15 protein-coding genes are annotated in these 14,596 nt (G+C 66.0%); 10 read left to right on the forward strand and 5 right to left on the reverse strand.

The features are described 5' to 3' along the window. Positions 1-69: 69 nt before the first annotated feature. The 3 genes from H8S47_RS09305 (at position 70) to H8S47_RS09315 (ending at position 3,688) form a co-directional block, all read left to right on the forward strand. On the forward strand, positions 70-933 hold the full coding sequence (locus tag H8S47_RS09305) for an alpha/beta fold hydrolase (protein WP_187503595.1): 864 nt from the start codon (positions 70-72) through the stop codon (positions 931-933). A gap of 129 nt (positions 934-1,062) precedes the next feature. Then, positions 1,063-2,778, forward strand: coding sequence for a D-lactate dehydrogenase (dld, locus tag H8S47_RS09310; RefSeq protein WP_187503596.1), 1,716 nt, complete (start codon positions 1,063-1,065; stop codon positions 2,776-2,778). A 37-nt stretch (positions 2,779-2,815) separates the two neighbouring features. Further along, complete coding sequence (locus H8S47_RS09315; protein ID WP_187503597.1) at positions 2,816-3,688, forward strand: fumarylacetoacetate hydrolase family protein; 873 nt, start codon at positions 2,816-2,818, stop codon at positions 3,686-3,688. A 28-nt stretch (positions 3,689-3,716) separates the two neighbouring features. On the opposite strand, the gene H8S47_RS09320 is transcribed toward H8S47_RS09315, so the two are convergent. Beyond that, the gene (locus tag H8S47_RS09320) at positions 3,717-3,860 is read right to left on the reverse strand and encodes a hypothetical protein (RefSeq protein ID WP_187503598.1); all 144 of its coding nucleotides are present in this window, start codon (positions 3,858-3,860) and stop codon (positions 3,717-3,719) included. 295 nt (positions 3,861-4,155) lie between these two features. On the opposite strand from H8S47_RS09320, the gene H8S47_RS09325 reads away from it, so the two are divergent. From H8S47_RS09325 to H8S47_RS09335, 3 genes are all read left to right on the forward strand, one after another. Then, the gene (locus H8S47_RS09325; RefSeq protein WP_187503599.1) at positions 4,156-5,187 is read left to right on the forward strand and encodes a cation diffusion facilitator family transporter; all 1,032 of its coding nucleotides are present in this window, start codon (positions 4,156-4,158) and stop codon (positions 5,185-5,187) included. Between the two features lie 210 nt (positions 5,188-5,397). Beyond that, positions 5,398-6,813, forward strand: coding sequence for an MFS transporter (locus tag H8S47_RS09330; RefSeq protein WP_235982720.1), 1,416 nt, complete (start codon positions 5,398-5,400; stop codon positions 6,811-6,813). Between the two features lie 43 nt (positions 6,814-6,856). Next, positions 6,857-7,435 carry a M17 family peptidase N-terminal domain-containing protein gene (locus H8S47_RS09335; protein ID WP_187503600.1) on the forward strand — a complete coding sequence of 193 codons (579 nt, stop codon included), beginning with the start codon at positions 6,857-6,859 and terminating at the stop codon, positions 7,433-7,435. 49 nt (positions 7,436-7,484) lie between these two features. On the opposite strand, the gene H8S47_RS09340 is transcribed toward H8S47_RS09335, so the two are convergent. Continuing rightward, positions 7,485-8,996, reverse strand: coding sequence for an MDR family MFS transporter (locus H8S47_RS09340; protein WP_187503601.1), 1,512 nt, complete (start codon positions 8,994-8,996; stop codon positions 7,485-7,487). 202 nt (positions 8,997-9,198) lie between these two features. Further along, on the reverse strand, positions 9,199-9,375 hold the full coding sequence (locus H8S47_RS09345) for a hypothetical protein (protein ID WP_187503602.1): 177 nt from the start codon (positions 9,373-9,375) through the stop codon (positions 9,199-9,201). Positions 9,376-9,389: 14 nt separating this feature from the next. Between H8S47_RS09345 and H8S47_RS09350 the strand changes: the two genes are divergently transcribed. Further along, positions 9,390-9,692 (forward strand): UBP-type zinc finger domain-containing protein, encoded by a 303-nt coding sequence (locus tag H8S47_RS09350; protein WP_187503603.1) that lies wholly within the window; start codon positions 9,390-9,392, stop codon positions 9,690-9,692. A gap of 39 nt (positions 9,693-9,731) precedes the next feature. On the opposite strand, the gene H8S47_RS09355 is transcribed toward H8S47_RS09350, so the two are convergent. Continuing rightward, complete coding sequence (locus H8S47_RS09355) at positions 9,732-11,477, reverse strand: FAD-dependent oxidoreductase (protein WP_187503604.1); 1,746 nt, start codon at positions 11,475-11,477, stop codon at positions 9,732-9,734. Between the two features lie 282 nt (positions 11,478-11,759). Here H8S47_RS09355 and H8S47_RS18870 point away from each other — a divergent pair, with 282 nt between their 5' ends. The 3 genes from H8S47_RS18870 to H8S47_RS09370 are packed head-to-tail and all read left to right on the forward strand — an operon-like array spanning position 11,760 to position 13,659. Continuing rightward, positions 11,760-11,957: a hypothetical protein gene (locus H8S47_RS18870; protein WP_235982722.1), complete on the forward strand. Its 198-nt coding sequence runs from the start codon at positions 11,760-11,762 to the stop codon at positions 11,955-11,957. 26 nt (positions 11,958-11,983) lie between these two features. Next, positions 11,984-12,688, forward strand: coding sequence for a pirin family protein (locus tag H8S47_RS09365; protein WP_187503606.1), 705 nt, complete (start codon positions 11,984-11,986; stop codon positions 12,686-12,688). A 50-nt stretch (positions 12,689-12,738) separates the two neighbouring features. Next, the gene (locus tag H8S47_RS09370) at positions 12,739-13,659 is read left to right on the forward strand and encodes a pirin family protein (protein WP_187503607.1); all 921 of its coding nucleotides are present in this window, start codon (positions 12,739-12,741) and stop codon (positions 13,657-13,659) included. 257 nt (positions 13,660-13,916) lie between these two features. Here H8S47_RS09370 and wrbA read toward each other — a convergent pair whose 3' ends face one another. Beyond that, a complete protein-coding gene (gene wrbA / locus H8S47_RS09375; RefSeq protein WP_187503608.1) occupies positions 13,917-14,516 on the reverse strand; it encodes an NAD(P)H:quinone oxidoreductase in 600 nt (199 codons plus the stop codon). Positions 14,517-14,596 lie beyond the last annotated feature (80 nt).

Consider the following 14,596-nt stretch of genomic DNA (forward strand, 5'->3'; position numbering starts at 1 on the left):
GTACCGAGGGTCCTAAGCCCCCCGGTGGACGTCACCCGCCAGACCAACGCCGAGCCGTCGAGGTAACCCATGATCGCCCAAGCCAACCATACCGTCCAAGCAAACGGCATTCGCCAGAACTACATCGACGCCGGTGCCGGCGCTCCGGTCGTACTGCTTCACGGATTCCCCGAGACGAACTTCGCCTGGCGGCACCAGATACCGGTGCTAGGTGAACTGTACCGCATCATCGCACCTGATCTGCGCGGCTACGGCGAGACCGACAAACCCGCCAGCGGCTACGACAAGCGCACGATGGCCAATGATCTCGCAGCGCTGCTCGACACTCTCGGGATCCAGAAGGTCGCACTCGTCGGACACGATCGCGGTGCCCGCGTCGCGACCCGCTTCGCTAAGGACTTCCCGGACCGTGTCGAACGGCTGGTGGTGATGGACAACGTGCCCACCCGGGTCGTCGCACGCGAGATCAATGCGGAGATCGCCAAGGCGTACTGGTTCTTCCTCTTCCATCTCGTTCCCGACCTTCCCGAGACCCTGATCTCAGGCAAGGAGGAGCCCTGGCTTCGTTGGTTCTTCTCCGATTGGGCATACGATCCGGCAGCGATCTCGGGCGAGGCGTTCGACACCTACGTCCGCGCCTTCAGGGCACCCGGGGCCGTCCGCGGAGCGATGGCCGACTACCGGGCCAACGCCGAGGACGTCGCGCAGGACCTCGTAGACGCCGACGTCAAGATCGCCTGCCCGACGCTCGCGCTCTGGGGCGCGGACTTCGGTGCGGTCGGCAAGATGTTCGACATGCCGAAGGTATGGGGCGAGATGGCCGACGACCTGCGGGCGGTTCCCATCGAGCGTTGCGGCCATCTCCCGCACGAGGAACGGCCGGAAGCCGTCAACGCTCTGCTTCTCGAGTTCCTCGAGACGTGGAACGGCTGAGGCCGTGTCCAGTCCTCTAGGCGCCGCGACTGGTCGAGAGGCCGTGCCCGCTCGACCTGGGCTTCGGTCCGACCACAGCCCGCGGGCGCGAACCCGCTCAGCCGCCACGCACGGCACCGGAGCATTCAGATGACGCCTTCGTCCGATCCCACCGCCGCCGGCCTGCGCCTCGTACGGAACCTGCAGGAGATCCTCGGCGCAGGGAACGTCCTGACCGGGAGCCGCCAGACCAAGCGCTATCGCACCGGATTCCGCTTCGGGTCCGGTGACGCGCTCGCGGTCGCCAAGCCCTCCTCGCTGCGCGAACTGTGGCACGTGGTGAACGCCTGCGCACGCGCCAGGGCGATCGTCATAATGCAGGCGGCCAACACCGGCCTCACGGGCGGGTCGACGCCCGACGGCGACGACTACGACCGCGATGTGGTCATCGTCAGCACGGTCCGCATGGGAGGCATTCGTCCGATCCGGGACGGGCGTCAGGTGGTGTGTCTGCCGGGCTCCACGCTCTTCCAGTTGGAGGACATGCTCGCGCCCATGGGGCGCGAGCCCCATTCGCGCATCGGCTCGTCCTGCATCGGGGCGTCCGTGCTGGGTGGCGTCTGCAACAACTCCGGCGGCGCGCTCATCCAGCGCGGTCCCGCCTTCACGCAGATGACGCTGTTCGCCAGAATCGGCGACGACGGCGTCGTGGACCTGGTCAACCATCTCGGTATCGACCTCGGCGATGATCCCGAAATGATCCTGAAGACGATCGAAACCGGTGCGTACGACGAAGCCGACATTGTCGACGACGAGGAGCGGACCTGCTCCGACCATGACTACCAGAACCACGTCCGCGACGTCGACGCGGAGACGCCGGCCCGGTTCAACAACGATCCTCGCCGGCTGTTCGAGGCAGCGGGGTCGGGCGGACACGTCGTCGTCTTCGCGGTGCGTCTCGACACCTTCCCGCACGACGAAGAGATCGCGGAATTCTACTTGGGGACGAACGACCCGGCGGAGCTGTCAGCGTTCAGACGGCAGGTCCTGCAGCACTTCCGATCGCTGCCCGTCGAAGGGGAGTACATCCATAGTTCCGCGTTCGCGCTGACCGAAAGATACGGAAAGGACACCTTCCTCGCGATCCGGCATCTGGGCGCGAAGCGCCTCCCGGGCCTGTTCGCCCTGAAGGGCAGGTTCGACGCCCTCGTCGCTTGCGTACCGTTCCTTCCGGACAATCTGTCCGACCGGATCATGCAGGGGGTCGCGGATCTCTTTCCCCCGCACCTTCCCCGCCGGCTCTACGAGTATCACGAACGGTTCGAGCACCATCTCATCCTTCGGATGTCGGGCGAAGGCATCGCCGAAGCGCGGGAGCTCCTCGGCCGGTCGTTCCCGACGTCGAACGGCGACTACTTCGAATGCACCCCGGACGAGGGGGCGAAGGCGTTCCTGCACAGGTTCGCCGTCGCCGGCGCCTCGATCCGGTTCCGCGCGCTTCACCGCGACCAGATCTCCGACATCGTGGCCCTAGACGTGGCGCTGCGCAGGAACGACGAGGACTGGGCCGAGAAGCTTCCGCCGGAACTCGTAGCGAAGGTCGTCGGGGTCAGCTACTGCGCCCACTTCTTCTGCCACGTGTTCCACCGGGACTATCTGTTGAAGCCGGGTTGCGACCCCGTCGCCTTCGAGAACGCGATGTGGGCGCTCCTGGACGAGCGCCGAGCCGAGTACCCGGCCGAACACAACGTCGGCCATCTCTACCAGGCGAAGCCCGCGCTCGTGCGTCACTACCGGGAACTCGATCCGACCAACAGCCTGAACCCGGGCATCGGGCGGACTTCGAAGAACGCCGACTGGAACTGAACGTCCGGATCCGGACCGAAACATCATGGAGAATGCTATGTCGAAGCTCGCTCGCTTCCGGAATGAGGACGGTCTCGGCCTCGCGGCGGATGCCGGAGACGGCTTCCGGGCCGTCTGGTGGAACGACGCCGCCTATCCGGGCGATCTGCCGGAACTGATCGCCGCAGGCATCGACCTGATGGACGTGATCCAGCAGTTCCGCTCCGCGCAGCCGATCGATCTGGACCTGGTCGAACGGCTTCCGCCGCTGCCCGATCCCGGCAAGATCCTCTGCGTCGGCCTGAACTATCTCGACCATGCCGCGGAAGGACATTTCGAGGTTCCGAGCTATCCGACGATCTTCGGGCGGTTCGCCTCGAGTCTGATCGGTGACGGAGCGCCCATCATCCGCCCCGCCGTTTCTGACCATCTCGACTTCGAAGGTGAACTGGTAGCGGTCATCGGCCTCGGCGGTCGTCACATCCCGGAGGAGGAGGCTCTGCTTCACGTCGCGGGATATTCGATCTTCAACGACGCCTCGATCCGCGACTACCAGTTCCGCACGCCGCAGTGGACGGTCGGCAAGAACTTCGACGGCACCGGTGCCTTCGGTCCCTGGTTCGTGCCTGCCGCGGCCCTTCCCCCCGGCGCGAAGGGGCTGCGTCTCCAGACGCGTCTCAACGGCGCGGTTGTGCAGGACATCTCGACCGACGACATGATCTTCGACGTCGCCCGTCAGATCTCGCTGCTCAGCGAAGCCATGACGCTCGCGCCTGGGGACGTCATTGTGACCGGAACGCCCGCCGGGGTCGGGTTCGCACGCACACCACCGCTCTGGATGAAGCCCGGCGACGTCTGCGAAGTCGAACTCGAAGGGATCGGCATCCTCTCGAATCCGGTGCAGCAGGAAGTTGCGAGAACCGCGAGATGACGCCCCTATCGAACATCGAACCGCACGGTCAGAGACCTTCGTCGTCGACGGGGGCGAAGCCGGCCATGGACGCCGCGCCGGTCTCTCGCCCATCGTCCCCGGCTAGCGCGATCACGCGCGCTTCCATCGCCTTCGGAGCGGTTACGACGGTGCTGGCCGCAGGCATCGGCATAGGCGCATGGGAGGAGATGCAACTCCTTCTCGGCGATCCGATAGTCGCGCTGATGCTGGTGCTCCTGGTAGCCGTGCTGATCATGCCCCTGGTCTTCAAGCGGGACGTCTGATCGGGACCGGCGCCGAATCGCCCGCACGCTGGCAGCGGTGATCGCATCGCCTCACGGTCTTCCGGTAGTCGTCTAAGGACGACTACCCAGACCCTCGTATAGTTACGCCGCGATGCGAATTGCCCGACAACGGCGCCAGTGGGCGGATCCGCCCCCGAGAATTGGAATGGAAGCCGAACCGCCGTGCCGATCGGACTGACACATTTGGTCATGAGACAGGCCTTCAGACTTTCCGGGAAGGGGTGGGCCGGTCTGCCCGCGCTGCTGAGCGCCGGAGGCGCGGACGCGCGATCCGTCACGGTCATCGCCGCTCTGGCCGGCGACCTGGCGATCGCCGTCCTCAAATTCTACGCGGCAGCCTCAACCGTCAGTTCCGCCATGTACGCCGAAGGGATCCACTCCCTGATAGACGCCGGCACCGAGGTCATCCTCCTCTACAGCGTCTTCGCGGCCCGACGTCCGTCCAATGCCCTTCATCAACTGGGCTACGGACGCGAAGCCTTCTTCTGGAGCTTCGTCGCGGCGCTGCTCATTCTGGCCGCGGGCGCGGGGACGACCATCCACGATGGACTGCTGCAGATCGCGGCCCCCTCGCCGCTCAAGGACGTGCGGCTGAACTACGCCATCCTCCTCGCCTCGCTGTGCGTGGAGATCGTCTCGTCGGCGTTCACCCTCCGCAAGATCAGCGACAGCAAGGGCTGGCGCGGCCTGATCGCCTTCGCCCGTACGTCGCGCGACACGGCATCGCTGACGGTTCTGTTCGGGAGCCTGACCGGCGTACTCGGTCTGCTCCTGGCCGCCGCGGGGATCGCCTCCGGCGAGGTCCTCGACCGACCATGGCTCGATGGCCTGGCGTCCATCGGCATCGGTGCGATCCTCGCCGTATCGGCGCTGGTGCTGGCCGGTCAGGCCAAGGCGCTGCTCATCGGCCTGTCTGCGTCCCCGGCGAAGGTCAGGACGATCCTGGCCACGGCCCGCGAGGAGCCGGGCATCGAGGCCGTCAACGGCGCGATCACCGTCCACATCGGCGTGGATCAACTGATCCTGGCGCTCAGCGTCGAATTCGCTCCGGGCCTCAAGGCCGTCGAGATCGAGGACGTGGCGAACAGCATGGAGCAGCGGTTGAAGGCCGCTCATCCGGACGTCGTCACGGTGTTCATGAAACCGCAGAGTCCGGAGCGGTTCGCGAAGGTCCAGGCGGCGCGAGGTTGGTGAAGGCCGCAGATCGATCACGGGGTGTGGTCCGGGACGGACGATCGCATGATCGCGGCTCGCATCTGCGTAAGACTGCTCCAGCACTTCGCCGGCCGGTCTCAAATCGTCCGGATCGGACAAGCCGCGCGTATTTACGCCAAGCCAACAACGCTGCGCCGGTTAGCAACGACGGGACGAGCAAGATCGCCGTGACCACGTGAGGCGCACGACATGACATCGGTTTCAGCGAACGCCGGCGACCACGCGGTGACCAAGGCCATGATGCCGACGCCGACGAGCCACCCTCGAGCCACGCTGGTCGTGACGGTGCTGGCTTCGACCTTGGGCTTCATCGACGCGTCCGCCTTGAACGTGGCCCTGCCCGCGATCGGCAGCGATCTCCATGCCGATCCTGCCGGTCTGCAGTGGACGATCAACGCCTACTGGCTTCCGCTTTCCGCCCTGCTGCTGTTCGGAGGTGCCGCCGGCGATCACTTCGGACGTCGACGGATACTGATAGCGGGCATACTTCTGTTCCTGATCGCCTCCGTCGGGTGCGCCTTCGCGCCGGACCTGCCCGCACTGCTGATCGCGCGAGCCATCCAGGGCGTCGGCGCGGCGATGCTCATACCCAACAGCCTCGCCATTCTCGGCTCGGCCTTCACGGGAAAGGCGCGGGGGAAGGCGATCGGCCTGTGGGCCGCAGCCGGATCGATCGGCACCACGCTCGGCCCCCTGCTGGCAGGCGCCCTCATCGAGAACGTCGGCTGGCGGACGATCTTCCTCATCAACATTCCCGTTGCGGCAGGCGCCATCGTCGGCGCCCTCCACTACGTCGGCGAAAGCCGGACCGGCGGTCAGCGCCTGGACTGGCTGGGCGCGGTCATCGTCACCTTCGCGCTCGGGCTCGTCGCCTGGGCTCTGACCGACTGGACCGGGGGGCATGGCGGGATCGTGCCAGCGGCCGCGATGGCTGCAGGTCTCCTTGCGTTCGTCGTCTTCGTTCTCGTGGAGGATCGGCAGGGTCCGGACGCCATGATCCCGCTCAGCATGTTCGCGTCGAAGCCGCTGGTCGGCATCACGCTGCTGACGTTCCTGGTCTACGGTTCGCTTTCCGGGTTCCTCGTTCTTCTGCCCTACGTCCTCATCACGACCGCCGGCTACACCGCGCTGCAGATGGGTCTCGCTCTCGTACCCTTCCCCCTGATCATCGGGTTGGGATCGCCTTTCGCCGGCCGAGCGGCCGTGGCGGTCGGGTCTCGTCTCCCGTTGTCGATATCGCCGCTGATCGTCGGAGCCGGCATGCTTCTTCTGCTGCGGGTCGATGCGGACGCCACGTACCTGTTCGACGTTCTCCCTGCGATCGCGGTGATCGCCATCGGCATGGCGGGTACGGCGGCACCGCTCACGACGGCCATCCTCGGCGCGGTGGATGCCGCTCGCACGGGAACGGCATCCGGGCTCAACAGCGCCACGTCCCGCACCGGCGGTCTGATCGTTACCGCGCTGACGGGCACCGTGATCGCGCGGCATGGTCCCGCGATGATCGAAGCGTTTCACGTCGCGGCCGTCATAGGCGCCGTCATGGCAGGAGGCGCCGCACTGATCGCCTACCTCTTCCTTTCACCTTTCCAGCCAGAGAATTGAGCAAGCCATGCCCGAACACAGAATCGTAGGAACGTACCGCGGCGTGGTGATCGACGTCGCAGCCTGGGACGCGGTCGGCGCGATGGTCGAGCTCTCCTGCGCCGGCATGTTCACGCACGAAGTGGGCGACGCCCCCCTCGTCGGAGGTCTTCTGGATCTCGATACGGCATTGGATGGACGTCTGCGGACCCTGCGCGCGGAGCGGTCCTTCCGCGCCGAACGGATGGAGACGGTGATGCTCCGGACGCTGCCCACGGTGATCAGGGCGGAGGCAGTCCTGATGATCGGGCTCGGCTCGCCCGATGACTGGACCCCGGACGTCATGGAGCAGGCGACGAGGGTGGCCGTGCGTGAAGCCAACCGCGTGGGCGCCGAGAGCGCAGGCATCGCGCCCGGCATGCTGGACTCGGGGCTGACACCCGACCGGACGGGTTCGGCGGGCTCCGCAATGCTGCGCGGCGTGGTAGGTGCCATCGATGCCGAGATGCGTCTCGCGGAACTGGGCTTGGCGCTGCAGCCGTCGATGAAGTCCTGGACCTTCGGAACGGGTGCCGCTCACCTCGACGATGCCACGTCCCGGTTCCGCGCAGCGTTGCAGTCGATCGAACTACCCACTTCCTGAGCCTCCGGGCGTCGGCCGCTGAACTTCGCGCCCGACGCTCCCCGGCGTTTCATGCCGTGGGTTCGGGGGCCGCGAGATCGACGGCCGGGATGGTCGCGGCCAGAAGCGTCGCCGCTGCGGTCATCGCCGCCAGGGACGCGAATACCAGGCGGAATGCCGAGGTGATGGCTTCGTGGGGAAGGCCCGCCCTTTCGACGCCTCCGCCTCCGACCAGCGCTTGCACCTTTCCGGCCGATCCCGGGGCGTAGTGTTCGATCGCGGCCAGGAGTATCGCGGCGGTGACCGCCGTACCCGATACGCCGCCTACGGACCGGGAGAAGGACAAGGTCGCCGTCGACGCGCCCAATCTCGCCTTTCCTCCAGCCCACTGCGCCATTGTCTGCGCGGCGGGCATGGTCGTCCCGAGTCCCAATCCGAACAGCACGGAGGATGCGGCGACGGCGATCGGGCCTAGGGTCAACGTGGCAGCCAGCGCCACGAAGCCGAGCGTCGCCATTCCCAGGCCCCAGACCAGCGGCCCCCGGGGCAGCCCCGTGGTGGACATCCGCATGCCGGCCCATGTCGATACGCATACCTGGGCGAGCGTCAGCGGAATGAGCAGGAGTCCCGCAAATGTCGGGCTCACATCGAAGACCAACTCGAGCATCAACGGCAGCTGGACCAACGCCCCGAAGAGCGCTGCGGCGAAGAGGAGTACGCAGAGCGCGGACTTCCAGACCACGGGCTGCGTGAGCAGGCCCGGTGAGAGCAGCGGAGCCGTCACCCGCCTTTCCACGGGCAGAAGCAGAGCCAGACCGAGCAGACCGATGCCGAGCAGGATGAGGACCGGCGCCGATGTCCATCCGAGCGAGGAGCCCAGACTGAGGGCGACCAGAAGGGCGAGGGTCGCGGCGACGAACATCGCGGTGCCTTGGACGTCGAGCGAGAAGCCGCCCTGTCCCTCTTCGGCTTCGACCCTCATCGCCGCGACGGCCGCCGCCAATCCGAGCGGTACGTTTACCCAGAAGATCCAGCGCCAGCCGACGTGCTCGGAGAGGAGGCCGCCGAGGACGGGACCCAGCGTGCTGGCGGTCGCGAAGACGGCTCCGAACCAACCCTGGAACCGTCCTCGTTCCTTGGGGCTGACGGCTTCGCCGATCAGCGCCTGGGACAGCGTCATCAGCCCCCCGCCGCCGAGACCCTGAAGAGCCCGTCCGATGACCAGGACCGTTAGGTTGGGGGACAGCGCGCAGGCCACCGACCCGGCGATGAACAACGCCAGCGCACCGAGAAGCACCGTCTTGCGTCCGACGGCATCGCCCAGTCGGCCGTAGATCGGCGCTGCCACGGTCGCAGCCAGCAGATACGCGGTGACGATCCAGGTTATGTCGGCGAGACTGCCGAGCTGAGCGGCGATCACCGGGAGCGCCGTCGCGACGATCGTCTGATCCAGGGATCCGATGAACATCGCCGGAGCGACGGCCAGGAATATGCCCATGAACCGCAGCGTCTCGGAGGACGGTGCGGCCGGCGTGTCGGTTGCAGCGACCGGCGACGCCTCGACAGGCTTGGTTCCGGTCACTTCGCCGTGCCCGGACAGGAACGTGCTCGCTTCAGAGCGCCCCGACGGCCGACTTGATCGGGAACTGGGTTCCTTCGGACTCCGGTCGCCTCAATGGCGGGGTTCGTTGGGTCGGAGGTCATTTAACGTCTACTCGCGACAAGGCTTGGTGCAGCGAAAGCTATGCGGCGAATTGATTGCGCTCTTGTCGAAAAGCAGCGCGTTACGGACCGATCCGCTGCTGATCGACCTTCCCGGGCGGCGGGACGAGCCTCGACGACGCGCCGAAGAGGATGAGCAGCGCGGTTTTGATTGGTTCAACCAAGCAATGACGGATTTCTGCAATGCTCGATGCCTCGATGCGCGCAATCCCAAGCGATCTCTGCTCAGCAATCGCCATTAAGGATCCATTCAATGACCGGCTGCACCCATCTCCATACCATCGAAGACGTCACCCCCAGCGCGGCCGGATGCCAGGAATGCCTCGAGACCGGATCCTGGTGGGTGCATCTCCGTCTCTGTCGCGAATGCGGCCATGTCGGCTGCTGCGACGAGTCGCCGAACCGGCACGCCACAAAGCATTTCCATGCCACTGGCCATCCGATCATCGAGGGATACGACCCGCCCGAGGGCTGGGGCTGGTGCTACGTCGACGGAATCGAGGTGCCGCTGCCGGATCAGACCGCTCAACCCGGCCCCATCCCCCGTTTCGTCTAGCGGGATGCGATAGCCTCTCCGAAGGAAGCGGCTGACGGGTCAGGCATTACGGTCGAGGTATCGGTGCACCGCCTGGATGACGATCGACCCTTCCCCCACGCCTGCCGCGACTCGTTTGACCGATCCCGCACGCACGTCTCCGACGGCGTAGATCCCGTCCCGGCTGGTTGCGTAAGGGGATTCCAAGGCCTTGCCTTCGGCGTCATGGCCGGTGAGTACGAAGCCCTTCTCGTCCAGCGGAAGACACGTCCTGAGCCATTCGGTGTTCGGCTCGGCGCCGATCATGACGAAGAGGCTTCCGCACGCGATCCTCGTGGTCTCCCTGGTGCGGTCGTCGATCCACTCCACCTCCTGCAGGTTCGTTTCGCCGAATACGCCCGTGACCTCGCTGAAGGGGTGCAGCGTGATCCGCGGCGACATCGCGATGCGCTCGACCAGATAGTCGGACATTGTCTCCGCCAGGCCCGACTTCCGGACCAGGATGTGAACGTGGCCGGCGTGTCGTGAGAGGAAGACCGCGGCCTGCCCGGCCGAGTTGCCCCCGCCGACAACCACGACGTTCTGGTTCTTGCAAAGGCTGGCCTCCATCGCCGTCGCCGCATACTGGATGCCGGCTCCCTCGTACCGTTCGTACTGGGGGACGGACAGCCGTCGGTACCGCGCGCCCGACGCCACCACGACGGCTGATGCGAGTACGACCTGACCGTCTTCGAGTTCGATGCGGAAGGGGCTCGCCGAGCAGTCCAGTCGGATCGCCATCCGGGAGACGGCGATCCGCGCGCCGAACTTCTGCGCCTGGACCTGGGCACGCCCGGCCAGGGCCTGTCCCGAAATGCCGGTCGGAAAGCCCAGATAGTTCTCGATCCTCGAACTGGTACCTGCCTGTCCGCCCGGGGCGAGGCCTTCGATCACCACGGTCTTCAGGCCTTCGGAGGCGCCGTAGGTCGCGGACGCAAGCCCCGCAGGTCCGGCTCCGACCACGGCGACGTCCCAGATCTCGTCGGCGGCGAATTTCTCGGTCAGTCCCAGCTTGTCCGCGAACTCGGGCGTCGGCGGGTTCCGCATCACGGTCCGGTCCGGAGTGACGACCGCAGGAAGATCGCCCGGCTCCAACCCCAGCTCCACCATCAGGTCGACGCCTCGAGGGTCGCTCGCCGTGTCCACCAGCCGGATCGGGTAGCCGTTCCTGATGGCGAAGCGCTCCAGGCGGAGGGTGTCGTAGGATGATGCGGGTCCCAGCAGCGTGATGCCAGCTTCCCCGTGATGGACGAAGCCCATCCGCCGCAGGATGAACGCACGCATCACCGTCTCGGCAATGTCGGACTCGGCCGTCATCAGCCGCTTGAACCCGGACTCGGCGATGCGCAGCACGCGTACCGCGGTTATCGCGCGCGCGCTGACCAGCAGAGCGCGAGCGCTGAAGTGATCGAGTTCGCCGGTGAACTGGCCGCGGCGGTGGACCGTCAGGAGCCGCTCCGACCCCTCGCCGTCCTGATCCGCGGCGAAGATACCGATCTCGCCGCCGAGCACGACGAAGAAGTCGGCGTGCCGGTCGCCGCGAGCGAAGAGCGGGGCGCCAGGGGGTAGCGCCTCCTCGACGCCGTAAGGGCGGATCCTGTCCGTCATCTCGTCGGAGAATACCGGATAAACCTGACCGGTTCGCGCATAGGGATCATCGAGATCGACGGGAAGCTGCTGCACGGGCTGTTCCTCGGTCGCGCCGGGATGGCGCGAGCATCTCGAGCGGATATGCCGGAAAGCCGGTGATCCGGCTTGGTCGTGCATGACCCTAGTTGGACGGCTCTGCGCGTTCGATGATCGATACTGCCTGAACGCCACCCGCGCCCTGAGCCCGCCTTTTCAGTTTCATCGAATGTTCTGACGTACTTTATCTGACTGATCGATCATGTCGGCACCGCCTATCTCCATGGCAACGGAACGACGGAGGACGAAATGGGCAACGTGGCAACGACAGAACCGACCCTCAGCTCGCTGGAATGGCAAGCGGTGTCGGTAGCCCTGAGCGACGCTTCCAAGTGTGGATGCGGTGCCACGGGGAAAGCTGGCGTGGCAGGTCGCATCTTTCGCGCTCTGACCGGCAACAAGGGGCCTCGGCCGCTCGCGGACCCCAAGCTCGAGGCCGTTCGCGACTTCGTCTGCGAGACTAATCGCCATCGGCGGATAGCCAGCGACTACGTCCCGGCTCTCCGTGCTTTCGGCTTCAACGATCGTCAGGTCGACGCGCTCGCGCTTCTGTCCGCCTGACCATCCTACCCCAAAGGAGATACGACATGATCGAACTTCGTCCCTTCGCATCGCTCGGCGGCGCCAATCATGGCTGGCTCGACGCCAAACACCATTTCTCATTTGCGAACTACTACGATCCCAAGCGCGAGAGCTGGGGGAATCTCCGGGTCTGGAACGACGACACCATCGCACCCCAATCCGGATTTCCACCCCACCCCCACCCCCACCGTGACATGGAGATCATCACCTACGTCCGCGAGGGAGCGATTACGCATCAGGACAACCTGGGCAATGTCGGTCGCACCGAAGCCGGCGACGTGCAGGTGATGTCGGCTGGTACGGGCATCGCCCATGCTGAGTACAACAAGGAGGACGTCACGACGAAGATCTTTCAGATCTGGATCCAGCCGACCCGCTCGGGCGAGAAGCCGAGCTGGGGTGCACGTCCCTTCCCCAAGGGCGAGCGTTCGGGACGCTTCGTGACTCTGGCGTCGGGGTTCGCCAACGATGACGACGCATTGCCGATACGCACCGACGCACGCATCGTCGCTGCGACGCTGAAGGCGGGCGAGACCGCGTCCTACCCGCTCGGGAAGGACCGGCGCGCCTATCTGGTGCCTGCGACCGGCTCGATCGAAATCGACGGCACTCGCGCCAACGCACGCGACGGCGTTGCGATCAGTGATGTCGAGACGCTTACGATCACGGCCGTCGAGGACAGTGAGATCATCCTGGTCGACGCCGCCTGACCTAATCAACGCCGGGCTTCGGCCCGGCGACCTCGTTACGGAGCTAGCCCATGTCCATCCGTTCCAGCGACATCGAAGGTGTCGAGCAGGTCATCCTGCCACCCGTCCGCGACCTTGGCGACGGCTTCACCGTCCGCCGCGCGCTGCCCTCCGCTCACAGACGGATGGTCGGTCCCTTCATCTTCTTCGATCAGATGGGTCCTGCCGCGTTCCGTGGGGGTGAAGGTCTCGACGTGCGCCCCCATCCTCACATCGGTCTGGCGACGGTCACCTACCTGCTGGAGGGGGAGATCCTCCACCGCGACAGCGTCGGTTCGGTGCAGGCCATCCGTCCGGGCGAGGTCAACTGGATGACGGCGGGCTCGGGCATCGTGCACTCCGAGCGTACCGGTGCTGAGACCAGGGCCAGTGGTGCATCCCTGTTCGGGCTGCAGACCTGGCTGGCGCTGCCTGCGGGGATGGAGGAGATCGCTCCTGACTTCGCGCACTACAAGGCAGGCGAGATCCCGGTCGTTGAAGCCGACGGTACGCGGCTGACGCTCGTCGCCGGCAAGTCTGACGGGCTGGTGTCACCGGTGAAGACGTTCTCCGATCTCGTCTATGCCGACATCCATCTCCAGCCGGGCGCCCGGTACCAGCTCAAGGCCGAGCACGTCGAACGGGCGATCTACGTCGTTGGGGGAGCGATCGAAGTCGTCGGACAGACCGGTGGCTTCGCCTCGGGCGAACTCGTCGTGTTCAAGCCCGATGCGGAAATCATCGTCCGGGCATCACATGGCGCACGGCTGATGCTGATCGGCGGCGAACCGTTTCCCGAACGACGCCACATCTTCTGGAACTTCGTGTCCTCGCGCGAGGAGAGGATCGAACAGGCGAAGTCCGATTGGAAGGCTGATCGCTTTGCCCATGTTCCGGAAGAGCACGAATTCATCCCTCTTCCGGCCGAGCCCGAGCCGGTACGATATCCCTGACGTTCGACGCCGAGCGGCATGGCGATCTCCCGGGATCTGCGGGGTGCGATCGGCATCCAAGGAGGGCTACGCCGCGATGCAGAGGCCGTTATGCGGTCTGACGGCGTGGGCTCCAGATGGCGTCATCGTAAGACAGGGCGCTTCACCACTCTGTTTCTCACCCCAGCCGGCTTCAGGTGATCGAAGGCGCTGACCACCACCGCGGACGATCTGACGGGAGCGCCCGGCAGATCGTCGTACCGGGCCCTAACGCACTCTCACTTCAGCTTGGCTGCGGTTTCGGCGATCCGCCGCCCCTGGTAGCGCGCGCCGTCGAGTTCGTCCGGCCCGGGCTGGCGGCTTCCATCGCCGTCCGCGATCGTCGTCGCCCCGTAAGGCGAACCGCCCCGCACCTTGTCGACGCCGACCTGCGCCTGGAACCCGTAATCCAGGCCGACGATCGTCATGCCGTGGTGCATGAGGTTGGTGATGATGGAGAACAGCGTCGTCTCCTGCCCGCCGTGCTGGCTCGCGGTCGACGTGAACGCGCCGCCCACCTTGCCTATGAGCTTGCCCGTGAACCACAGGCCGCCCGTTGCGTCCCAGAAGCTGGCCATCTGGCTCGGCATGCGTCCGAAGCGCGTCGGGGAGCCGACGATGATGGCGTCGTAGTCGGCGAGCGCATCGGGGCCTTCGATCAGGGCGTGCGCGCTCTCGGTCTTGAAGTGCGCCGCTTCGACGACCGCCTGCGGAACGGTCTCGGCCACCCGCCGCACATCCACGTCGGCGCCGGCGGATCGTGCGCCCTCTGCGACAGCGTCCGCCATCTGCTCGATATGGCCGTAGGATGAGTAGTAGAGCACCAGAACCTTGGTCATCGGAATATTCTTCTTTTCCGTTCGGATGGATCGCGACCCGAACCCACGGAGGGAGGGAGGCTCGGGCCGCGAACCGTGAA

Source organism: Sphingomonas albertensis (genome assembly GCF_014358075.1).
In the GTDB taxonomy this organism is placed as follows: Bacteria; Pseudomonadota; Alphaproteobacteria; order Sphingomonadales; family Sphingomonadaceae; genus Sphingomonas; species Sphingomonas albertensis.